The organism is gamma proteobacterium symbiont of Axiagastus rosmarus (assembly GCF_059730925.1).
Window position 1 is genome coordinate 599,294 of the sequence record NZ_AP035926.1, and the last position, 19,994, is coordinate 619,287.

At 59.3% G+C, this 19,994-nt stretch carries 24 protein-coding genes; 9 read left to right on the plus strand and 15 right to left on the minus strand.

Annotation, left to right across the window (positions count from 1 at the left end; genetic code table 11):
• Window positions 1–28: 28 nt before the first annotated feature.
• Window positions 29–1,768 carry a DUF2534 family protein gene (locus AC6I8F_RS22160; protein WP_498028896.1) on the plus strand — a complete coding sequence of 580 codons (1,740 nt, stop codon included), beginning with the start codon at window positions 29–31 and terminating at the stop codon, window positions 1,766–1,768.
• A 68-nt stretch (window positions 1,769–1,836) separates the two neighbouring features.
• Here AC6I8F_RS22160 and ahr read toward each other — a convergent pair whose 3' ends face one another.
• Together ahr and AC6I8F_RS22170 are read right to left on the minus strand one after the other, a co-directional pair.
• The gene (gene ahr / locus AC6I8F_RS22165; RefSeq protein WP_104187595.1) at window positions 1,837–2,853 is read right to left on the minus strand and encodes an NADPH-dependent aldehyde reductase Ahr; all 1,017 of its coding nucleotides are present in this window, start codon (window positions 2,851–2,853) and stop codon (window positions 1,837–1,839) included.
• Window positions 2,854–2,976: 123 nt separating this feature from the next.
• Window positions 2,977–3,246, minus strand: coding sequence for a hypothetical protein (locus AC6I8F_RS22170; RefSeq protein ID WP_010616678.1), 270 nt, complete (start codon window positions 3,244–3,246; stop codon window positions 2,977–2,979).
• 332 nt (window positions 3,247–3,578) lie between these two features.
• Between AC6I8F_RS22170 and AC6I8F_RS22175 the strand changes: the two genes are divergently transcribed.
• Both AC6I8F_RS22175 and AC6I8F_RS22180 read left to right on the plus strand, forming a co-directional pair.
• Window positions 3,579–4,475 (plus strand): extracellular solute-binding protein, encoded by an 897-nt coding sequence (locus AC6I8F_RS22175; protein WP_498029024.1) that lies wholly within the window; start codon window positions 3,579–3,581, stop codon window positions 4,473–4,475.
• Window positions 4,472–5,254: a molybdate ABC transporter permease subunit gene (locus AC6I8F_RS22180; protein WP_059009321.1), complete on the plus strand. Its 783-nt coding sequence runs from the start codon at window positions 4,472–4,474 to the stop codon at window positions 5,252–5,254. The genes AC6I8F_RS22175 and AC6I8F_RS22180 overlap by 4 nt, the downstream gene beginning before the upstream one ends.
• On the opposite strand, the gene AC6I8F_RS22185 is transcribed toward AC6I8F_RS22180, so the two are convergent.
• The 7 genes from AC6I8F_RS22185 to AC6I8F_RS22215 all read right to left on the minus strand — a co-directional run bounded on the left by AC6I8F_RS22185 (window position 5,251) and on the right by AC6I8F_RS22215 (window position 11,274).
• On the minus strand, window positions 5,251–5,640 hold the full coding sequence (locus AC6I8F_RS22185; protein WP_021508870.1) for a response regulator transcription factor: 390 nt from the start codon (window positions 5,638–5,640) through the stop codon (window positions 5,251–5,253). The genes AC6I8F_RS22180 and AC6I8F_RS22185 overlap by 4 nt on opposite strands.
• 210 nt (window positions 5,641–5,850) lie before the next feature.
• Window positions 5,851–6,627 carry an ABC transporter ATP-binding protein gene (locus AC6I8F_RS22190; protein WP_498028897.1) on the minus strand — a complete coding sequence of 259 codons (777 nt, stop codon included), beginning with the start codon at window positions 6,625–6,627 and terminating at the stop codon, window positions 5,851–5,853.
• Window positions 6,627–7,310 carry an ABC transporter permease gene (locus tag AC6I8F_RS22195; protein ID WP_211724521.1) on the minus strand — a complete coding sequence of 228 codons (684 nt, stop codon included), beginning with the start codon at window positions 7,308–7,310 and terminating at the stop codon, window positions 6,627–6,629. The genes AC6I8F_RS22190 and AC6I8F_RS22195 overlap by 1 nt, the downstream gene beginning before the upstream one ends.
• A gap of 9 nt (window positions 7,311–7,319) precedes the next feature.
• The gene (locus tag AC6I8F_RS22200) at window positions 7,320–8,039 is read right to left on the minus strand and encodes an ABC transporter permease (RefSeq protein ID WP_058758979.1); all 720 of its coding nucleotides are present in this window, start codon (window positions 8,037–8,039) and stop codon (window positions 7,320–7,322) included.
• Window positions 8,040–8,051: 12 nt separating this feature from the next.
• The gene (locus AC6I8F_RS22205; protein ID WP_021508866.1) at window positions 8,052–8,900 is read right to left on the minus strand and encodes a transporter substrate-binding domain-containing protein; all 849 of its coding nucleotides are present in this window, start codon (window positions 8,898–8,900) and stop codon (window positions 8,052–8,054) included.
• A gap of 15 nt (window positions 8,901–8,915) precedes the next feature.
• Window positions 8,916–10,103: a M20 metallopeptidase family protein gene (locus tag AC6I8F_RS22210; RefSeq protein WP_498028898.1), complete on the minus strand. Its 1,188-nt coding sequence runs from the start codon at window positions 10,101–10,103 to the stop codon at window positions 8,916–8,918.
• A gap of 271 nt (window positions 10,104–10,374) precedes the next feature.
• On the minus strand, window positions 10,375–11,274 hold the full coding sequence (locus tag AC6I8F_RS22215; protein ID WP_498028899.1) for a LysR substrate-binding domain-containing protein: 900 nt from the start codon (window positions 11,272–11,274) through the stop codon (window positions 10,375–10,377).
• Window positions 11,275–11,378: 104 nt separating this feature from the next.
• Here AC6I8F_RS22215 and AC6I8F_RS22220 point away from each other — a divergent pair, with 104 nt between their 5' ends.
• The 3 genes from AC6I8F_RS22220 to AC6I8F_RS22230 all read left to right on the plus strand — a co-directional run bounded on the left by AC6I8F_RS22220 (window position 11,379) and on the right by AC6I8F_RS22230 (window position 12,584).
• On the plus strand, window positions 11,379–12,083 hold the full coding sequence (locus AC6I8F_RS22220) for an SDR family oxidoreductase (RefSeq protein ID WP_498028900.1): 705 nt from the start codon (window positions 11,379–11,381) through the stop codon (window positions 12,081–12,083).
• A gap of 208 nt (window positions 12,084–12,291) precedes the next feature.
• On the plus strand, window positions 12,292–12,423 hold the full coding sequence (locus AC6I8F_RS22225; protein ID WP_256378117.1) for a hypothetical protein: 132 nt from the start codon (window positions 12,292–12,294) through the stop codon (window positions 12,421–12,423).
• Between the two features lie 29 nt (window positions 12,424–12,452).
• On the plus strand, window positions 12,453–12,584 hold the full coding sequence (locus AC6I8F_RS22230; RefSeq protein WP_498028901.1) for a hypothetical protein: 132 nt from the start codon (window positions 12,453–12,455) through the stop codon (window positions 12,582–12,584).
• 1 nt (window position 12,585) lies between these two features.
• On the opposite strand, the gene AC6I8F_RS22235 is transcribed toward AC6I8F_RS22230, so the two are convergent.
• A complete protein-coding gene (locus AC6I8F_RS22235; protein ID WP_498028902.1) occupies window positions 12,586–13,518 on the minus strand; it encodes an AraC family transcriptional regulator in 933 nt (310 codons plus the stop codon).
• 160 nt (window positions 13,519–13,678) lie between these two features.
• Here AC6I8F_RS22235 and AC6I8F_RS22240 point away from each other — a divergent pair, with 160 nt between their 5' ends.
• Window positions 13,679–14,413 (plus strand): SDR family oxidoreductase, encoded by a 735-nt coding sequence (locus tag AC6I8F_RS22240; protein ID WP_058758975.1) that lies wholly within the window; start codon window positions 13,679–13,681, stop codon window positions 14,411–14,413.
• 77 nt (window positions 14,414–14,490) lie between these two features.
• On the opposite strand, the gene corA is transcribed toward AC6I8F_RS22240, so the two are convergent.
• From corA to AC6I8F_RS22255, 3 genes are all read right to left on the minus strand, one after another.
• Window positions 14,491–15,459 carry a magnesium/cobalt transporter CorA gene (corA, locus tag AC6I8F_RS22245; RefSeq protein WP_262258342.1) on the minus strand — a complete coding sequence of 323 codons (969 nt, stop codon included), beginning with the start codon at window positions 15,457–15,459 and terminating at the stop codon, window positions 14,491–14,493.
• 96 nt (window positions 15,460–15,555) lie between these two features.
• Window positions 15,556–15,876, minus strand: a complete 321-nt coding sequence (locus tag AC6I8F_RS22250) for an AzlD domain-containing protein (RefSeq protein ID WP_058781029.1) — start codon at window positions 15,874–15,876, stop codon at window positions 15,556–15,558.
• Window positions 15,866–16,540, minus strand: a complete 675-nt coding sequence (locus AC6I8F_RS22255) for an AzlC family ABC transporter permease (RefSeq protein WP_021508855.1) — start codon at window positions 16,538–16,540, stop codon at window positions 15,866–15,868. Before AC6I8F_RS22255 ends, AC6I8F_RS22250 begins: the two co-directional genes overlap by 11 nt.
• A 102-nt stretch (window positions 16,541–16,642) precedes the next feature.
• Here AC6I8F_RS22255 and AC6I8F_RS22260 point away from each other — a divergent pair, with 102 nt between their 5' ends.
• Together AC6I8F_RS22260 and AC6I8F_RS22265 are read left to right on the plus strand one after the other, a co-directional pair.
• A complete protein-coding gene (locus AC6I8F_RS22260; RefSeq protein ID WP_058758972.1) occupies window positions 16,643–17,191 on the plus strand; it encodes a helix-turn-helix domain-containing protein in 549 nt (182 codons plus the stop codon).
• A gap of 108 nt (window positions 17,192–17,299) precedes the next feature.
• On the plus strand, window positions 17,300–17,821 hold the full coding sequence (locus AC6I8F_RS22265) for a GNAT family N-acetyltransferase (RefSeq protein ID WP_058776198.1): 522 nt from the start codon (window positions 17,300–17,302) through the stop codon (window positions 17,819–17,821).
• On the opposite strand, the gene AC6I8F_RS22270 is transcribed toward AC6I8F_RS22265, so the two are convergent.
• Together AC6I8F_RS22270 and AC6I8F_RS22275 are read right to left on the minus strand one after the other, a co-directional pair.
• Window positions 17,818–19,218: an ABC transporter ATP-binding protein gene (locus AC6I8F_RS22270; protein WP_498029025.1), complete on the minus strand. Its 1,401-nt coding sequence runs from the start codon at window positions 19,216–19,218 to the stop codon at window positions 17,818–17,820. The genes AC6I8F_RS22265 and AC6I8F_RS22270 overlap by 4 nt on opposite strands.
• Entirely contained in the window at window positions 19,218–19,994 is a 777-nt protein-coding gene (locus AC6I8F_RS22275; protein WP_498029026.1) for an ABC transporter permease, read from the minus strand. Before AC6I8F_RS22275 ends, AC6I8F_RS22270 begins: the two co-directional genes overlap by 1 nt.

Sequence of the window (19,994 nt, forward strand, 5' to 3'; positions counted from 1 at the left end):
ACATTCTCTTATAGGAAGGAAGACGGCTTTGTCTGCTGTTCACTCTGCAGCACCGCGCGGCGCGGTGCTTAATCTGCTACGCCGCTTACACTTTTACATTGGCCTGTTTGTCGCGCCGTTCATCTTCGTGGCGGCGCTCAGCGGCATGCTGTATGTGCTGACGCCGCAGCTGGAAAATCTGATCTACGCTGATGCGCTCACCGCGCAGCCGCAGGGCAATGCGCAACCGCTCTCGGCGCAGATCGCCGCAGCACGCGCCTATGCGGGCGAAAATCAGCACATTTATGCGGTTCGACCTGCGCCCGTCGCGCGCGATACCACGCGCGTACAGTTCAGCGATGCCACACTCGGTCCGTCGCAGTCGCGCGCGGTATTTATCGATCCCTACAGCCTCAAAGTAACCGGCGACATGACGGTGTACGGCACCAGTGGCGTGTTGCCGCTGCGCACCACGCTCGATCTGCTGCACAGCAGCCTGTTACTCGGTGACTTTGGTCGCAACTACAGCGAACTGGCGGCGAGCTGGCTGTGGGTGGCCGCGCTGGGCGGCGTGCTGCTGTGGCTGGGCACGCGGCCAAAACGCCGGCTGAAAACCGTGCGAAAGGGGTTTGCCTTCACCCGGCACTGGCACATCACGCTGGGGCTGACGCTGCTGCTCGGGCTGCTGTTCTTCTCCGTTACCGGCCTCACCTGGTCACAATGGGCAGGTAGCAATATCGATAAGATGCGCACCGAGCTTAACTGGCTGACGCCACAGGTGAATATTGCGCTCAGCGGTGATGCGCCCGCCGCGCCGGCCGATCCTCACGCCGATCACCGCAGTATGCCGGACATGGACATGACAAGCATGCCGATGTCGTCGATGGCGAAACCGGCGGCGCAGCCAGCGAAGTCACTGCCGGCAAATGCCGCCGACGCTGACTGGGATCGCGTGCTGGCGGCGGCGCGTCAGGATGGCATCCGCGCGGCTAAAGTGGAGCTGCGCCAGCCGAAGAGCGAGGGCAAAGCCTGGACTGTCAGCGAGATTGATCGCAGCTGGCCCACCCAGGTGGATGCGGTGTCCGTGAATCCGCACAGCTTCGCGATTGTCGATCACGTCTGGTTTGATCGCTTCCCGCTGGTGGCAAAACTGACGCGCTGGGGCGTCGATGCGCACATGGGCGTGCTGTTTGGCTGGCCTAATCAGCTGTTGCTGGCGCTGTTTGGCCTGGGTTTATGCAGCATGATTGTGCTGGGTTATCGGATGTGGTGGCTGCGCCGCCCGGCGCTGGATCAGGCCAGTCCAGCGCAAACCCTGAGCGCAAGCTGGCTGGCGCTGCCGCACTATGCCAAAGGGGTCTGCCTGATGCTGGCGCTGGCGCTCGGTTATGCCCTGCCGGTGATGGGCGTCAGCCTGCTGGCCTTCGTGCTGGTGGACGTACTGCGCTGGCGCAGACAACAGCGGGCGCCGATGAGCGAAGCGGAAATTCTCGCCGCGCAGCAGTCGCCGCTCGGTATCGTGAGGGCGCGCTTCACGGTGAAACGCAAGGAGATGCGTTACTACCTGCGTGGGCTGTTTATTCTGGCGCTGATTGTCGGAACGGTGATGAGCAATGCGATTATCGGCGGCGTGATCGATCAATACGGCATCCCGTTCAGCCACTGGACGCTGACCATGTATCTGACGCAGGGCTTTATGATCGCGCTTTACACCACGGTGTTCACCGCACTGATGTCGATTCCGCTGTGGTACTTCTTCCTCGGCGAAAAGGATGATTCGCAGGGATAAGGCGTAAAAAACGGCGGATGATCCCCCATCCGCCGTTTTGTCTGACAAATGTCAGCGTGTTATCCGCCTCAGAAATCGGCCTTTAGCACCACGCGGTAATTAGCTTTACCGGCGCGTACGTGATCCAGCGCTTCATTGATTTTTGACATCGGGAACTCTTCCACCTGCGGTGCCACATCGGCGCGTGACGCCAGACGCATCAGCTTACGCAGCTGGCCCGGTGAACCGGTAGACGAACCCGTTACCGCGCGATCGCCCAGAATCAGACTGAACGCCGGCACTTCAAATGGCTTCATCACCGCGCCCACGGTGTGGAACTTACCGTGCGGAGCCAGCGCCTGGAAGTACGGCTGCCAGTCCAGATCGACGGCTACGGTGCTGATAATCAAATCAAATTGCCCGGCCAGCGCGTTCAGCGCCTGCGGATCGCGGCTGTTGACCACACGATCGGCGCCCATGGCTTTGATGGATTCGGTTTTGCTGGCATTCGAACTGAACGCCGTGACTTCTGCACCCATGGCGCGCAGCAGCTTGATCGCCATATGGCCGAGGCCGCCAATACCGATGACGCCGACGCGGCTGGTTGCCGTTACATGGTGCATCAGCAGCGGTTTAAACACGGTAATCCCGCCGCACAGCAGCGGACCGGCAGAGGAGATGTCCATGGATTCCGGCAGCGGAATCACCCACTGCCAGTCGGCGCGCAGATGGCTGGCGAAACCGCCTTTGTTCATGATGGTGGGCACTGAACCGTTCTCACAGTTGACCTGCTCGCCGTTGATGCAGGCATCACAGTGCTGGCAGCTTTTCGCGGTCCAGCCGATACCTACGCGCTGGCCGACCTTCAATCCTTTGTCCTGCGCCGCATCGCCGAGTGCGCTGATGCGACCAATCACTTCGTGACCGGCAATGACCGGATAAGAGGAAATGCCCCACTCGTTATCAATCATCGACAAATCAGAATGGCACACACCGCAGTAATCGACCTCAACCAGCACTTCTTCCGCCGCCAGCGGACCGGTTTCGTACTCGTACGGTACCAGCGCATCACCAGCGTTGTGTGCGGCATAACTTTTGATTTTCATTACTGTCCTCTGTTTTCAGCGTTGTTAACCCAGGAAGTCTAGCAGAGCGTATTGCATGATTATGATTAAATTTCAGCCAATTAGAGTCTGTTAAGCGCAACGGGGAAAGAAAAGCATTTCGCGTTAAAGCGAATCGTGACTGGGCGGACTGCGGAACGCATGGCGCGCCTCTTCTATCAGCTGGCTGGCAGTGACGGTGGGCGGCAAACGCGTCAGCACTTTGCTGGCCTGCCAGTAACACAGCACCATCTCCTCGTTAGTTTCGTTCTCCGCCATTTCCCTTAAGCGCCTGCGCAGGCTCAGCACGTCCAGCGTTTGCTGTTCATCCACCATCTCAGCGATGGTTTGGTTGATGACCTGATGAATAATTTTCCAGGAAAGATCGGCAAACACGTTAAACCTCGTGACGTAGTAACGGGCTCCAGGCAAATGAGGAAAAGGTGCACGCCCAGCGGCATGCAAAATAATCCAACTGGGATAACTATAGCCGCTTATTTAACCAGCAGACGGCTGGCCGCCTGTGTTTGCGGTAGCTCACGGATCGGTAAATGAATTTTTTCTCTCAGCGCGCGTTGCAATGGCACTAAAACCCGGCACTGGCGCGCGACCGCAGGATTTCGCAACAGATTTTACCTTGCGCTAAAACGGAGAATTCCGATAATCGCTATTTACTCATTTATATAGCGATAAGGAATCTCCGCGTGAAGACGCTTACCCTACTGTTAATGACTGCCGCCGGCGGATTGAGTTTACAGGCGCAGGCCGCCATGGATATCCGCGTGACGTATGCCGGTTCGATGGGAAAAGTGATGGATCAGGCACTGGGCCCGGCATTTGCACAACAGCATGACGGTAAGTATGAAGGTCAGGGCCAGGGGGCTTACGGCATGGCGCGCCTGCTGGCGAGCAAAAAAATCACTGCTGACGTGTTCGTGTCTATTACTCCCGGTCCGATGCAGATCCTGAAAGACGCCGGACTGATCGACAACGCAGTACCGGTAGCCAGCACCAGCATGGTGATCGCCTATAACCCGAAGGGGCCGTTTGCGCCGCAGTTTGCCGCAGCCAAAGGCAATGATGGCCGCTGGCTTCAGCTGCTGGCAGCGCCGGGACTGAAATTTGGTCGGACCGATCCGGTAAACGATCCTAAAGGCCAGAACATCATTTTCACCCTGCTACTGGCGCAGAAGTATTACCGGAAGCCCGGCATCGCTGACCACATTCTCGGCGGTTACCAGAATCCCGCACAAACCCATCTGGAAGGTGGCTTGCTGACGCGGCTCGAGAGCGGTCAGGTGGATGCAGCTGCGGGCTATGAAAGCGAAGTGATCTCTGCCCATCTGCCTTACATCGCGCTGCCCGATGAAATCAACCTCAGCAATCCGGCGATGGCGACTAAGTGGTACAACACGGTCAGCTTTAGCGTCAAAGACAGCCAGGGTAAAGATAAAGTGCTGCACACCCAGCCACTGGTCTACTACGCGGCGGTGCTCAGGAATGCGCCGCACGGTACGGCCGCTGGCAAAGCCTTTGTAGATTTCATGCTGAGTCCGTCAGGACAGGCGCTGTTTAAACAGCAAGGCTATGCCGCACCGAAGGGCGATGGGCTTTATACGCCATGAAAATCCGCCATGCTGGCGCGCTGTGGCTGTCGCTGCCCGCCCTGGTGCTGCTGGCCGTACCGTTTATCACCCTGACGGGCGTTACACACTGGCAACACCTGCGGCTGGCGTGGGGTGACGGCGCGGCGATTACCACTTCGCTCAGTCTGGGAGCGATCGCGCTGGTGCTGATTTTTCTGACCGGCTTACCGCTGGCCTGGTGGCTGTCGCAGGCGCGGGGAAAAATACGCTGGCTGGTGGAAACGCTGGTGATGATCCCGCTGCTGACGCCGCCGCTGGCGATGGGAATCCTGCTGGTCAGCGCGTACGGTCCGTACAGTTTGCCCGGCCAGCTGCTGAGCAAGCTGGGCTGGACGCTGGTGAATAATCCCGCCGCCTTTATTCTGGCGCAGTGGTATGGCGCGCTGCCCTACTTTGTCACCAGCGCACGCTCGGCGTTTATCGCGGTGCCGCCGGAGATCCTTGAAGCGGGCCGAACGCTGGGTGCCGCGCCGTGGCCACGCTTCTGGCGGCTGGCGCTGCCCCTGGCCGCACCAGGCCTGGCGTCGGCTACGGCGCTGGCGTGGGTACGGGCGATGGGCGAATTCGGCATTGTGATGATTTTCGCCTGGTTTCCCCACGGTATGCCGGCGCAGCTGTACAACAATCTGCAAAACGACGGCGTGGATGCGGTGTATGTGCTGTTGTGGCTGTTACTGCTGTTTACCCTGCCGGTGCCGCTGCTGTGCGCGCTGGCTTCCCGGCGCGCGCTTTGCGGCAACACGGCGCGGCATCATTAGAGGCTGGCGCGCTGCTCACTCTCACGCATCGCCAGCCGGACCGTCTCCAGCAGCGGTTCAATCTCCAGCGGCCGCGTGAAAAAGGCAAAGGCGCCCTGAGCAAACAAGCGCCGGCAGGCCTCCAGCGTGTCATGCCCGGTCATGATGATCACCGGCAGCAGCGGATGGCGTGCACCCTGCCGGGCCAGCCAGCTCAGGCCGCTACTCTCTGGCTGTCGCACATCAAGCAGCAGACAGCCGCATACGGCTTGCTGACCGGCGGCGGCGGTTTCGAACGATGCCAGGTCGGCAAAGTCGGCGACTTCGTAGTCCACGGTTCGCAGCAGAAATCCCAGCGACTCACGCACGGATACATCATCATCCACTAACCACACCTTCGCGCCCATTACGTACTCCGCCTGTAGAAAAATGAGGAAAATTTCGGCCCTCTCTGTCGCGCGGTGACGCAACAGCAGCCAGACCTGACGGTAGCTGGTTATCGATGGACGTGAAGTGCGCGACAGCGTGCACCTTCCCTGCGCCGATAAAAAAGCCCTCCGTTGAGGGAGGGCGATTTTTCCATAATTTGGCTTAGAACACCATTGGCACAAATCTGGTTAGCTGTTGCGCTGCAGGTGGCTGCTGACAAAAGCGCGACAGCGCGCCGAGATCGGTTCACTGAACACCTGCTGCGGCGATCCGGACTCTTCGATTTTGCCCTGATGCAGAAACACCGCTTTGTTTGATACATCGCGCGCAAACCCCATTTCATGGGTGACGATAATCATGGTGCGCCCCTCTTCCGCCAGGCTGCGGATGACGCGCAGCACTTCGCCCACCAGCTCCGGGTCGAGGGCGGAAGTGGGTTCATCAAACAGTATCGCTTTCGGCTGCTGCGCCAGCGCCCGGGCAATCGCCACGCGCTGCTGCTGACCACCGGAGAGCTGCGACGGCCACGCGTTGCGCTTTTCGTATAACCCGACTTTTTGCAGCAGCGCTTCGGCCTCGGCAACGGCTTCCTGATGACTGCGCTTTTGCACATGGATCGGCGCCTCAATGATGTTCTGCAGCACGGTTTTGTGCGGCCACAGATTGAAGCCCTGAAACACAAAGCCGAGCTGCATGCGCATCAGCTTAATGCGGCGGCGCTGTTCACGGCTCAGCTTTTCGTCCGCGTTATCGAGGGTGACCACTTCATCGCCCACGGCAATCTCACCGGCCTGTGGCACTTCAAGAAACGGGATGCAGCGCAGCAGCGTACTTTTACCGGAGCCGCTGGCGCCGATCAGCGAAATGACGTCGCCATCCTGCGCCGTCAGGCTGATGTCATGCAGCACTTCATTCCCGCTATAACTTTTTCTGAGATGGCTCAGGGCAATAGTGGGTTTATTCATTAACGTGCTCCAGCGTGATAAGGGGACAAACGGCGCTCCAGCAGCGCCACCGCTTTGCTCACCAGCACGGTCAGCAGCAGATAGATAATCGCCGCGCTGATAAACACCTCCAGCGCGCGGAAGGTTTCTGACACGATGGAGTCGGCGATACCGGTCATCTCCATCAGGCTGATGGTACTCACCAGCGAGGTGGATTTGATCATCGAAATGATCTCATTACTGTAGGCCGGCAGCGCCTGACGCACCGCCAGCGGCAGCGTAATGCGCCGCAGCGTGGTGAAGCGCGACATGCCGCTGACTTTCGCCGCCTCCAGCGACTGCACGCTAACCGCATTCAGTCCGCCGCGCAGGATTTCAGCGGTGTAAGCGGCATCGTTGAGAATCAGCGCGATCAAACCGCACCAGTAAGGTTCACGCAGCAGCGGCCACAGCACGCTTTCGCGCACCGCCGGCAGGCTGCCGAGGCCGTAGTAAATCATGAAGATTTGAATCAGCAGCGGCGTTCCGCGGAACAGCCAGACATAAAAACGCGTCACGTAGCTGCCGAGGCGATGCTGACGCAGCAAATTCAGCAGCAGCGCCAGTATCCCGCCGCCCAGCAGGGATAATACCGCCAGGTTGAGCGTCAGCGGCAGTCCGCGCAGCAGCGCCGCCAGCGTGTGCTGTAAAAAGGTGAAATCCATCGTGGCTCCCTACAACCGCGCGCGTTGTTGCCCGCGCATGGCCACTTTTTCCACATAGCGGAAGAAGAAATCTGAACAGGTGGTGATAATCAGATAAATCACCGCGCCTACGCTGTAGAAGAAAAACGGCATCTGAGTGGAATTCGACGCGGTGGAAATCTGGTTCATGGTTTCCACCAGCCCGGTCACCGATACCAGCGCCGACTCCTTAATCACCGATTGCCACTGATTACCCATGCCCGGCAGCGCGGTGCGCAGCGCCTGCGGCACAATCATGCGGCGGAACAACATAAAACGGCCCATACCGGTGACCGTAGCGGCTTCCAGCGTGCCGGCGGGGATCGCGTAAAACGCGCCGCGAAATACGCTGCTCTGATAAGCGCCGGAAATCAGCCCGATGGCGATCGCGCCCGCAACGAAGCCGTTAACGTCAAACGGTCCCTGCAGGCCGATAGCTTCACCGATAAACCCGACCACCTGTCGGCCACCAAAGTAGAACAGGTAGATCACCAGCAGCTCCGGCACGCCGCGAAACAGCGTGATGTAGCCGCTGGCAACACGCTGCTGCCAGCGGCCGCCACCAATCTGCATCCAGCACAGCAGGCTGCCGAGCATCGCGCCCAGCAGCCATGCACACAGCGAGACCGTTACCGTGACGGTGGCGGCGTCCAGCAGCACGCCGCCCCAGCCTTCGTCACCAAAACCTAACAGTTGCCAGTCAATAGTCATAAGCGCTCAGCATTATTCCGCAGGCGCGACGTTCTCGCCGAACCATTTCTCAGACAGTTGCTTCAGCGTGCCGTCTTTGATCATCGACACCAGCGCCTGATCCAGCGCGGCTTTCAGCTCCGGATTGTTTTTACGAATGGCAATCGCCGAACCCTGGCCCAGTACACCACCCACAAAGCCGTAACCGGTGCTGTTTACCGTATCCGCGTGTTTTTTCACATAAGCATTGAGATTGGTGCGCGATGCCATGACCGCATCAACCCGGCCATTTAGCAGATCGGCGAAGGTTTCCGGGCCGGCCTGATAGGTACGGATAGTCGCGACATCACCGAGGTATTTGTTGAGAAAATCGGCCTGAATGGTAGCGACCTGCACCGCAATGGTTTTGCCTTTGAACTTCGCCTTCAGCGCGTCGATGGCTTTGTTCATACCGGCTTCATCAGTCGCCTGTACTACTTCACCGTTGCCCGGCAGGGTATCTACTGCGCTGCCCTTCAGCGTGACGAAGCCCGAAACGCTCACGGTGTACTGATGGGTAAAATCCACTACTTCTTCACGTTTTGGCGTCACGGTGACGGCATCGACCACCGCATCATATTTGCCATCAGCGAGGCCGGGGATCAGTCCGGACCACTTCTGTGCCACGATTTCATATTTGAACCCCGCGCGTTTCGCCAGTTCGGCCACCATATCGGGCTCGTAGCCGACAATTTTGCCGCTCGGCGTGGACTGGTTAAACGGCGGATAGGCCGCTTCGGTGGCGAATTTTAACGTGCCAAAATCTTTGGCCTGAACCACAGCGGCAGCAGCCAGCAGCAACATGCCCGCGGAGGCGGAGAACAGCCCTTTACGCATCATCATAAAACCTCATTATTATCAGGAGAGTAAGTCGATCGCTATACGGGCCAGAGCCTGTGTGCCAGCGTGAATGCTGCGTTCGTCCGGCTGATAGTCGGAGTTGTGCAGATGGTCGTCGCGCCCCGGCGCGCCAGAGCCGATATGGATCTGACAGCCCGGCACACGCTCGGTAAACAGCGAGAAATCTTCAGCGCCAAAGCTGCTGCTGGGTTTTGCCACTACCGGCTTGCCGAACTGATGCGACAGAATCGGCTCCAGTGCATCAATCAGCGCATCATCATTCATCAGCGGCGGTACGCCTCGCTGATAATTGACTTCAATCCGCGTATTGAGCGACAGCGCGACACCGGCACAGATGCGGCGGAAAGCGTCTTCCATGTGAGCGCGCGCCTGCGGTGATTTAGCGCGGATGGTGCCCTGAATCAGGCAGCTGTCGGAGATGATGTTATGGGTGGTGCCGCCGTGGATATGGCCAATCGTCAGCACAGCAGAGTTCGCCGGATCGAGCTCGCGCGACACAATGGTCTGCAGCTGCGTTACCAGGCTGGCGGCGGCAATGATCGGATCGGTACCCATGTGCGGCCGGGCGGCGTGAGTGGATTTGCCGTGAATCACCAGGTCGAATTCATCGCTGGATGCGGTGCTGGCACCGCGCGTCAGGGCGATTTCTCCTGCGGCCAGCTCTGGTTTATTGTGTAGCGTGATCGCCACATCAATGCCGTCCGCTGCGCCGGCAGCAATCATGGCTTGCGCGCCGCTCTCTGGCGTCTCTTCGGCCGGCTGAAAAATCAGCCGCACCGTGCCGCGCAGCTGGCTGCGCAGGTCCGCGAGGATCGCCGCAACGCCGAGCAGCGTAGCCGTGTGGATATCGTGGCCGCAGGCGTGCATTTTACCCGGCCAGATGCTGCTAAACGGCAGGCCGGTTTGCTCATGAATCGGCAGCGCATCCATATCGGCGCGCAGCAGCACGGTCCTGCCCGGCTGCGCGCCGGTAATGTCCACCATCACGCCGGTGCGGCCCACGCCGGTTTGCGGCGTCAGCCCGAGGCGCAGCAACTCCTGCTCCACAATGGCTGCGGTGCGGATGGTGTCGAAACCAAGTTCCGGATGTGCGTGAATATCGCGCCGGATGGCGATGAGGTGCGCCTGCATGCTTTCACTTCTGGCGCTGATATCCCTGGCTAAAAGAATTTTATGATCGGTCATGGTGGTAATACGGTTATGCAGGCTGTCGCCTGGCCGTTATGGCATTTTTATGAAATTCAGCGTTTTATTTATTCACAGCCCTCAGCAGATTGCAACGCACAATTCCTTCCCTTAATTGCTGAATTTGCGTGATATTTTTCTAAAACCCTGCCTGGGCAGGATAAACCTTATAAAATGCATGCTCAGTCAGTTATAACATTCATAATTCGCAGGCGATCATCAGTTTTACTGATTTTGTTATTGAACATAAAAGCATCGCGTTGCTCAGCCATCAATCTTTGCTCTGCTCCGCCTGACTGAGTAGCCACGCACGAACCGCACTCACCGTTGCCTGCTCACGCGGGCGACGCGGAGCCACCAGGTACCAGCCGGCATCAACGGGCATCTCACGATGCCAGGCGGGAACCAGCCGACCGCTGGCCAGATCGTTCTGCACAAAATGCGGGCTGGTCAGTGCGATACCCTGACCACTCAGCGCCGCTTCCAGCGCCAGCGCAGTCTGGTTGAAGCGCAGATGATGCTGATGCTGCAGCGACTGGCCGGGGAACATAAACGCCAGGAACGCTGGCCACAGGTGATGGCCATCGTGCAGCAGCGGATAGCGCAGGCAATTTTCTGGCTGCGCCGCATCGCCGTGTTGTGCCAGCAGCGCCGGGCTGACCACCGCCAGCACCGTCTGGCTAAACAGCAGCATGGCCTCCAGCCCGCTACCAAACGGCGGCCGGCCATAGCGCACCGCCAGGTCGACGCCATCATGGTGAAACTGCACCAGCCGTTCAGAGGCCAGCACGCGCAGGTCGATATCCGGCCAGGCCGCGGTAAATGCCGGTAAACGCGGCAGCATCCAGCGGCTGGCAAAGGTTGGCGTTACGCTCAGCGTCAGGCGATCCGGCTCCGGGCGCAGCGTGCGCGTCGCCTCATCAATCAGCTCGAACGCCTGACGAATGTGCACCGCATAGCCCGCACCGGCAGCGGTCAGCGCCAGCGAACGCGGCAGCCGATCGAACAGTTTCAGGCCCAGGCTGGCCTCCAGGCCGCGAATATGCTGCGCCACCGCACCCTGCGTCACACCGAGTTCTTCAGCGGCGAGGCGAAAATTAAGGTGCCGCGTCACGGCTTCAAATACCCGGAGCGCATTCAGCGACGGTAATGCCTGAAAGCCCTGATTCATCCTGTAGTTTTCCTATCGTCAATTGCCAGCTGAGCTGACTCTCTGCTGCATCTCCCGGCCATTATACTGGCATGACAGGATATTTAATTGATGAGGTTACTCACATGACAGTAGAAAAAATTGCGGTGATTGTCGCAGGTGGCAGCGGTATGGGCGCAGCGGCAGCGGAGAAGCTGGCCAGCGAGGGTTTCAGGGTTGCGATTCTTTCCTCCTCCGGCAAAGGCGAGGCACTGGCGAATCGTCTGGGCGGGCTCGGCATTACCGGTTCCAATCAGTCAGTGGACGATTTGCAGCAACTGATTGATGCCACTCTGGCGCGCTGGGGACGTATTGACGTGCTGGTTAACAGTGCCGGCCACGGTCCGCGCGCGCCGATCCTTGAATTAAGCGATGATGCGTGGCAGCAGGGAATGGAAACCTACTTCCTGAACGTGGTACGCGCTGTACGTCTGGTCACGCCGATCATGCAGCAGCAGGGTGGCGGCAGTATCATTAATATCTCGTCGGCATGGACGTTTGAACCCACCGACATGTTCCCGACCTCGGCCGTGTTCCGTGCCGGTCTGGCTTCTTTCAGTAAAATCTTTGCCGACACCTACGCAGCTGAGAATATTCGTATCAACAACGTCCTGCCAGGCTGGATTGATAGCCTGCCGAAAACGGATGAACGGCGCGACAGCGTGCCCATGCAGCGCTATGGCACGGCTGCAGAAGTGGCGGCTACCATTGCGTTTCTTGCTTCGCCCGGCGCGGCTTATATCACCGGGCAGAATCTTCGCGTGGACGGTGGCGTCACGCGCAGCGTGTAACCGGCTTTGCTGTGCCTGATGGTCACAGCGGCACCTGATGTCCGCTGTGGCTATCGCCTGCCTGATGAGGAATTTTTCAGCCAGTTTTCAAGACTGGTCTTGTCGTTTCGCGGCCTTATAACGCGTCAGAATGTTCTTATTCGCTGACAGAATTTTCTGTTCTCAGCTGCCGGATATTCCCGGTAAAACTTTCTGATTTGAGGTCGCTATGCCACTGCTTCTTCGTATGCGTCTGCACACGCTGCTAACTCCCGAACGCCATCTGATCTGGCGTTTCCTGCTAACGGGCTGTGCATTTTTCTGGATTCTGCTGGTGGTTGCCGTGATGGGGCTGCGCTGATCAGTTGCTGGCTGTTGTGAGGGATGATTATGGTATTAATGTTATCGCCGCGCCTCAGTGCGCTGCTGAGTTTTTCCCGCCGGTTACTGTGCCAGCTGGCACTGGCTGCCAGCCTGCTGTTCTGGATTGGCGTGGTGGTGGCAATCGTCATCACGTACTGACCTAATGTGCCTCTAGCCGCGCGGATAACTGTTCCGGCGGCAGCAGCGCAAATGCGCGTTTCATCACCCGCGCCTCGTCAGCCGGGGTGCGACCAAACATCCGCTTAAACTCCCGGTTGAACTGTGAATCACTTTCGTAACCAACGCGTGCGGCGGCACCGGCGGCAGTGAGATTATCGCGAATCATCATCAAACGCGCCTGATGCAGCCGCAAGGACTTGAGATACTGAATCGGTGAGGTCTGCGTGACGCTTTTGAAATGCAGATGGAAGCGCGGAACGCTCATGCCCGCTTCGCTGGCCAAATGCGGCACATCCAGCGGCTGCTGCCAGTCAGCATGAATGCGCTGCAACGCCCGCGCGATGCGGCCAAAATGCCCCTGATAGGTCAGCGCTGCGTGCACCGCACCGCCCTGCTCACCCAGCAGCACACGAAAGCAAATCTCTTCTACCCGTGCCGGGCCTAAAACCTGCGCTTCCAGCGGATCGCTCAGCGCCTGCAACAGGCGCAGCGTGCTGTCCGCCAGCGTCTCATTTACCGGCGTCGAAATAATGCTGGCTGGTGTCTCCGCCAGCGGAATGTCTGCCGCTGCGACCTGCGTCACCAATCGCGCCAGCGTGGCCGCATCCAGACGGATAGCCAGTCCCAGCAACGGTTCAGCCGAGGTCGCTTCAGTCTCAGCGGAGAACGGCAGCGGCACCGACAACACCAGATAGTGCTGCGCGTCGTAGCGATACATTTTGTCGGCAAGAAACGCCCGCTTCGAGCCCTGACAGATAATGATGATGCTCGGCTCATAAAGAACCGGCGTGCGCGCCCACTGCCGGTCGGCACGCATAAAGCGCACGCCGTCGAGCAGTGAAGCGGTGTAACCTTCCTGCGGTGCCAGCTGGCGCAGCAGCGCGCAGGTTTGCTGTTGTACGGTTTGCGACATAACGGGTTTCCGGTGAGAGGTTCAGGCAAAGCATAGCCAGGTTTCTTCCCTGCTCACAACAGTGACGAGATAATCAGGCAATGATGCGCCATAATCCGGTCTGTTCGCTTAAGCCGGCGTTTTCCACAATAGCCTCGTCAACCAACACGAGGAAACCATCATGGCTCATTCCAATGCGAAAGTGATTATTCTGACCGGTGCCAGCAGCGGCATCGGCGAAGCGATAGCGCGTCTGCTGGCCAGTCAGGGGCATAAACTGGTGCTCGGCGCGCGCCGTACCGATCGGCTGGCAATACTGTGTGATGAACTGCGTGCCAGCGGCGCGCAACTGGATTATCTGGCCACCGACGTGACGCAGCGTGCCGATACGCAGCAGCTGGCCGATTTTGCCCGCGATAAATATGGCCGGGTTGATGTGATGATCAACAATGCCGGCGTTATGCCGCTGTCGCCGCTCAGTTCGCTGAAGGTGGATGAATGGGATCGTATGCTCGATGTCAACGTGCGTGGCGTACTGTACGGCATCGCTGCCGTGCTGCCGGTCATGGAGTCGCAGCAAAGCGGCCATATCATCAATATCGCCTCGATTGGTGCGCTGGCGGTATCGCCGACGGCAGCGGTGTACTGCGCCACAAAATTCGCGGTTCGCGCCATCTCGGATGGCCTGCGTCAGGAATCGCGCCAGCTGCGTGTGACGGTCATTAATCCCGGCGTGGTGGAATCGGAACTGGCGGACACCATCACTGACGAGACCGCACGCGTGGCCATGCAGAGCTATCGTCAGATTGCGTTAAAACCCGAAGCCATTGCGCAGGCGGTGAGCTGGGCCATTAATCAGCCTGGCGAAGTTGATGTCAATGAGATCACGGTGCGCCCTACTGCCAGCGCGCATTGAGGCTAATGGAGCGTGGCGATTTCAGGCTGAAATCGCCCTGGCCTGCGCGTCTGGTGACAGCGCGCAGGCCATCACGCTTACAACCAGCCCGCTTTTTTCAGCCGCCACCACATAACGAAACAAATCACCAGCGTGACCACCAGCGCCGCTGGATAGCCAAAGTGGCTGTGCAGCTCTGGCATGTCTGAGAAGTTCATGCCGTACATACTGAAGATGATGGTCGGCACAATCAGGATTGCCCCCCAGCCGGCCAGCTTTTTATTCACCTCACTCTGCTGTACCGAGACCAGCGCCAGATTGACCTGCATGGCGCTGGCCAGCGTTTCGCGCATATCTTCGGCATCAATCATTACGTGGTGCGCGTGATCCTGCACGTCGCGCAGATAGGCGCGCAGATTTTTCGGGATGATATCTTCATGGAAGCGCACCAGCTGCGGGCAGATCTCTGTCACCGGCATCGCCGCATTGCGCAACGACAGCAGCTGACGCCGCAAATGGTAAACATTCTCCAGCGTGACGCTGTCAAAGCGGGTGGTGAACATGCCGTCTTCCAGGTCAGCAATACGTTCACTCAGCGATTCGGTGATTTTGCTGTAATTGTCGACGATAAAATCGAGGATGCAGTAGAGCGCATAGCCGGGTCCCTGGCACAGCATGGCATGGTTTTTCTCGGCTTTAGCGCGAATCGCTTTATAGCCCTCAACCGAACCGTGACGCACGGTAATCAGGAAATTTTTGCCGAGAAAAAAGTGGGTTTCGCCAAAGCTGATGCGCTGGCGATCTTCCATGTGTGCGGTTTTCACCACGATAAATACCGATTCGCCGTACTGCTCAATCTTGGGACGCTGATGCGCCACCAGCGCATCCTCAATCGCCAGCTCATGCAGGCTAAACTCCTCCTGCAGCGTTTGCATGAACGCCGGATCGGGTTGATACAGGCCAAGCCAGACGAACGATTTCTCCTCTTTCAGCACTTCGCTGATTTGATCGACTTCGACATGCTCTTCGCGTTTGCCGTGGCGATACACCACGCAGTTAATCACCATTTTCGCGTTGTCCTTGTTGTACTCACTATCCCTAATCATAGCTGCAAAGCAGGTGCCAGTGCGCCGTCATCTTTGCGCCGGTCGTCTCGCCGCCGCTTACGGCACGCCAAAATAGCGCAGCAGCGCCGTCATCACCGCCGCACCGATGATTACCAGTATCAATGGCGCGCGACGCCAGGCGAGAAACACCGCGAACAACACGCCGGTCAGTCGCGCGACGCCGGCGAAATCGGTGCCCTCAAACAGCGCGGTGGTGACAGCGACAGCCAGCAGCAGCACCGTTGCCGCGTCGGACAGCATGTTGCGCATACGTTCCGACATGTGCATCCGGCTGCCCAGCCGGTAACCGGCAAAGCGAATCGCATACGTGCCTGCAGCCAGCAGCGCGATGCCGGCAATCACTAAACTATTTTGCATCTTTGCGCTCCCGCCAGCTCAGCAAACCGAGTAAAGAAAACAGCACCGGCATACCGGCTGGCACAAAAGGCGTCGCCAGCACGGACAGCAGTGCCCCGAGGGTGGCCGGAATGCGCGTGCGACGCTGGCGCAGCGCCGGGAAAATCAGCGCGATCAGGATGGCCGGAAACACCGCGTCCAGGCCAATCGCCGACACATCAGGAATAAAGCGTCCAATCACCGCACCGGCAATCACCGTGAGCGGCCAGATGGCAAAAATACCCAGTCCGCAAATCCAGTAAGCCGCCCGACGCTGCGCTAGCTTCGGCTGTGAAATACCGAACACCACGCTCTCGTCATTCATGATATGGCAGCCCAGCAGGCTGCGTCCGCCCTGCCCGACCAGGTCTTTCACCGCAATGCCAAACGGCAGATGACGTGCGTTGACCAGTAAACCAGCAGCGGCAGCGGTTAGCGGACTGCCGCCGCCTGCCACGATGCCAATAAACAAAAACTCGGACGCCCCCGCCAGCACCAGCGTCGAGAGCGCAATCGGCACCCAGAGCGGAAAACCGTCGGCAGCGGCAAGAGAACCATAGGAGAGGCCAACGATGCCGTCGGCCAGACAAACAAGGAAGATCGCTTTCAATACGCCGCGATCAAGCGGTACGGCACCCAGACGCATCACAATTTGATCTCATAACGAACAAGAAAGCCGTTATAATGAACGCGCCGTACGTGTTTTACAAGATGAACAAATCGTTCGATATAAAGAACAGGAGTAATTGTGACCCCGCCCATTGCTATCATTGCCGCCGGACTGGTGCGCGAACGCCAGCGCGCCGGACTTTCGCTGACAGAAGTGGCGCGCCGCGCTGGCATCGCCAAGTCAACGCTGTCGCAGCTGGAGGCAGGCAACGGTAACCCCAGCATTGAGACGTTATGGTCACTGTGTGTGGCGCTGAATATTCCGTTTGCACGGCTGATGGAGCCGGAAGTGAAAAAGATGCAGGTGATTCGGCGTGGCGAAGGCATGGTGGTGTCAGCAGAGTTAGCGGACTTTCAGGCCGCGCTACTGGCCAGCTGCCCGCCGGGCGGCCGCCGCGATCTGTATCTGATTACCAGCCAGCCCGGCGCACCGCGCGCCTCAAAACCGCATCCACCGGGTTCCGTCGAACACATCATCCTGGCACGCGGCCGCGCGCGGGTTGGCCTGATGGAAGCGCCGGTCGAACTGTTCCCGGGCGATTATATTTGTTATCCCGCCGATGAACCGCACATCTTCGAGGCGCTCGAAGCCGACACCATGGCGGTACAGTTGTCAGAGCAGAATTAAAGAAATTTCGCTGCGCCTGACTATCACAATTTCCTATGACTAATTCGGATGATTGCGCTGCGGCGCGGTGGCATGCTGTCAGCATCATTGGCAGAACAGCAGGAACATATGGACATTATTCCCGCGCAGCCGCATCACGCGGCGGCGATACAGAAGATTTACGCCTGGCACGTGCTGCACGGCACCGCAACCTTCGAAACGGAACCGCCGGCGGAGAGTGAAATGCTGCGGCGTATCAATGACGTGCACGAGCGCGGCGGTTACTGGCTGGTGGCTGAAGAGCAGGATCAGGTGCTGGGTTACTGCTATCTCGCGCCGTATCGTCCGCGTTATGCCTACCGCTTCACGCTGGAAGACTCTATCTATCTCGACCCGCAGCAAACCGGACGCGGTATCGGTAAAGCGTTGCTGCAAAAAGCGGTGGCGCTGGCCGAAGCCGCTGGCTTTCGCCAGATCATCGCGATTATCGGTGACAGCGCCAACCAGGGCTCGCTGGGAGTACACCGGGCGCTCGGTTTTGAGCACACCGGCGTGATGAAATCGGTGGGTTACAAACATGGCCGCTGGCTGGACACCGTGGTAATGCAGCGGAGTCTCGGGCCGGGTGACAGCCAGCCGCCCGATCGCTAAGCCGCTTCCATGGCAATCACCCGATGAGTGCCTTTCTCCAGCAGATCGCGGTCATGACTCACCAGCAGCACCGCGCACTGCTGCTCGCGCGCCAGTTCCACGATCAACTGCCATGTTTGCTGCTGCACCAGCGGATCGAGGCGTGACGTCGGCTCATCGGCAAACAGAAATACCGGCCGCAGCAGCATCACCCGCAGCAGCGCGAAGCGCTGCAGTTCGCCGCCGGAGAGCGCCTCTGGTCGCCGCGTCAGCAGCGCGGGATGCAAGGCCAGCCGTGCCATGAGCGCATCGCGCTGTGCCGGCGGGAGAGCGTGACGCCGCAGCACATCGTTGATGCTTTGCCCCAGCGTGCGCTGCGGCGGAAACAGCGCGGAAGGATCCTGATAGATTTTCTGATATTTCAGCGCATCGGCATCAGCGTGGTGCGTTACGCGGCCCTGCTGCGGCGCGAGCAACCCCAACAGCACGTCGCCGAAACTGCTTTTGCCGCTGCCGCTGGCACCGTGCAGGCCAACGATTTCACCGGCGTGCAGCGTGAAATCGCGTGGCACACCCAGCCTTTTGCCCCCGCGCGCCAGCATAATGTCCTGGGCGCTGATCACCGGCCTGGCACCGATCATAGTTTGTTGTCGGGCGGGCCAGCAGGCCGGATCGGCAGCCAGCAGCGCGCGCGTGTAAGGCTGCTGCGGCGACTGTAACACCTGCTGCGCCGGGCCCTGTTCAATCACGCTGCCTTTATGTATCACCAGCACGTCGCCGCCCAGCTGGCGTGCCAGGGCGATGTCGTGGGTGATGGTCAACAGCATGCCGCCGTCGGCCACTTCGCGCTGTAACAGCTGGCTGACTTCGTCGCGGCGCGCCACATCCAGCCCTTTGGTCGGCTCATCGGCAATCAGAACCTGCGCGCCACCGGCACGGGCTGCCGCAAACGCGGCGCGCTGTGCCATGCCGCCGGAAAGCTGCCACGGATAACGCCGTGCCGCCGCGGCCAGGCCAAGCTGCTGCAGATCCTGCTGCGCCGCTGCAGCGCTGGCGGCAGGCGGCAAACCGCGCACGAAGCGATGCCCTTCCGCCACCTGTTGCTGAATCGCCATGGTCGGATCGAGCGATAGCCACGGCTCCTGCGGCAGCGAAGCCAGCGTATTGCCCCACAGCCGACGCAGCTGCGCCGTATCCTGCGGCAGCTGAAAGTGTCTGCCGTTGATCATCAACTCACCGCTGGCCTGCAGCGACGGCGGCAATATCCCCATGATCGCCTGCGCCAGCAGACTTTTCCCCGATCCGGTTTCGCCGAGCAGCGTCAGCGGCTGACCGGGTTGTAGCCGCACATCCACCGGCTCAACCAGTGTTTCAGTCGCTGTGGCAACGCTCAGCCCGGTGATCTGTAATCCCTTCATCATCGCTCCTTTTTCATCAGCAGATTGAGGCTGATCAACAGTAAAAACAGTGCGGCTACCGGCTGCATCAGCAGCCACGGCGCTTCCCACGCAAACGGCAGCAGTTCGGTCATCATCAGGCCCAGCTCCGGCGTGGGCGGACGCACGCCAACGCTGATAAAACCGAGCGCCGACACCGCCATGATGGCGCTGCTGAAAGAGAATAAAGTCAGCGTCAGCAGTACCGGTGCCAGCACAGGCCACAGATGATGACGAAAACGATACCAGGCAGAGAACCCGAGCAGTTTGCTGGCCTGCATACCGGGCGCCTGCACAATTGGCCGCAGCGTGGCACGCGTGACGCGGAAAAATTCCACCCACAGCACCAGCGAAATGCCCAGCCAGAGCATCTGCGGCGCGTCTGGCGCAATGGCGGCCAGCAGCAGTACCAGCAGTAATCCCGGCAGCGCGAGGCACATATCGCCGACGATGCTCAGTAATCGCTCCGGCCAGCCACCGTACAGCGCACTGAGCACACCGGTGAACACGCCCGCTATCAGCGCACTGATCACGCACAGGGCTGCCAGCCCGAGTGACAGACGCAGCGCGGCGCTGAGGCGCGTTAACATATCGCGACCGAGATGGTCGAAACCGAGCAAATGGCTGCGGTTCGGCGTCTGCAGCATCTGCAGCAAATCCTGCTGTAGCGGATCGCCGTGCTGAATCAGCGGCAGCAAAAACGCGTAAGCCAGCAGCGCCGCCAGCAGTACCAGACCCACCCAGCGTGAAAGCGTCAT

Coding starts and splice junctions, on each gene's coding strand:
- corA (WP_262258342.1), bottom strand. CDS start 15,459: ATGGTGATTAACTGCGTGGTGTATCGCCACGGCAAACGCGAAGAGCAT.
- AC6I8F_RS22255 (WP_021508855.1), bottom strand. CDS start 16,540: ATGCGTCTGGGTGCCGTACCGCTTGATCGCGGCGTATTGAAAGCGATC.
- AC6I8F_RS22205 (WP_021508866.1), bottom strand. CDS start 8,900: ATGATGATGCGTAAAGGGCTGTTCTCCGCCTCCGCGGGCATGTTGCTG.
- AC6I8F_RS22270 (WP_498029025.1), bottom strand. CDS start 19,218: ATGAAGGGATTACAGATCACCGGGCTGAGCGTTGCCACAGCGACTGAA.
- AC6I8F_RS22200 (WP_058758979.1), bottom strand. CDS start 8,039: ATGACTATTGACTGGCAACTGTTAGGTTTTGGTGACGAAGGCTGGGGC.
- AC6I8F_RS22265 (WP_058776198.1), top strand. CDS start 17,300: ATGGACATTATTCCCGCGCAGCCGCATCACGCGGCGGCGATACAGAAG.
- AC6I8F_RS22180 (WP_059009321.1), top strand. CDS start 4,472: ATGAAAATCCGCCATGCTGGCGCGCTGTGGCTGTCGCTGCCCGCCCTG.
- AC6I8F_RS22235 (WP_498028902.1), bottom strand. CDS start 13,518: ATGTCGCAAACCGTACAACAGCAAACCTGCGCGCTGCTGCGCCAGCTG.
- AC6I8F_RS22210 (WP_498028898.1), bottom strand. CDS start 10,103: ATGACCGATCATAAAATTCTTTTAGCCAGGGATATCAGCGCCAGAAGT.
- AC6I8F_RS22240 (WP_058758975.1), top strand. CDS start 13,679: ATGGCTCATTCCAATGCGAAAGTGATTATTCTGACCGGTGCCAGCAGC.
- AC6I8F_RS22190 (WP_498028897.1), bottom strand. CDS start 6,627: ATGAATAAACCCACTATTGCCCTGAGCCATCTCAGAAAAAGTTATAGC.
- AC6I8F_RS22185 (WP_021508870.1), bottom strand. CDS start 5,640: ATGGGCGCGAAGGTGTGGTTAGTGGATGATGATGTATCCGTGCGTGAG.
- AC6I8F_RS22225 (WP_256378117.1), top strand. CDS start 12,292: ATGCCACTGCTTCTTCGTATGCGTCTGCACACGCTGCTAACTCCCGAA.
- AC6I8F_RS22220 (WP_498028900.1), top strand. CDS start 11,379: ATGACAGTAGAAAAAATTGCGGTGATTGTCGCAGGTGGCAGCGGTATG.
- ahr (WP_104187595.1), bottom strand. CDS start 2,853: ATGAAAATCAAAAGTTATGCCGCACACAACGCTGGTGATGCGCTGGTA.
- AC6I8F_RS22215 (WP_498028899.1), bottom strand. CDS start 11,274: ATGAATCAGGGCTTTCAGGCATTACCGTCGCTGAATGCGCTCCGGGTA.
- AC6I8F_RS22175 (WP_498029024.1), top strand. CDS start 3,579: ATGACTGCCGCCGGCGGATTGAGTTTACAGGCGCAGGCCGCCATGGAT.
- AC6I8F_RS22250 (WP_058781029.1), bottom strand. CDS start 15,876: ATGCAAAATAGTTTAGTGATTGCCGGCATCGCGCTGCTGGCTGCAGGC.
- AC6I8F_RS22195 (WP_211724521.1), bottom strand. CDS start 7,310: ATGGATTTCACCTTTTTACAGCACACGCTGGCGGCGCTGCTGCGCGGA.
- AC6I8F_RS22275 (WP_498029026.1), bottom strand. CDS start 19,994: ATGACGCTTTCACGCTGGGTGGGTCTGGTACTGCTGGCGGCGCTGCTG.
- AC6I8F_RS22230 (WP_498028901.1), top strand. CDS start 12,453: ATGGTATTAATGTTATCGCCGCGCCTCAGTGCGCTGCTGAGTTTTTCC.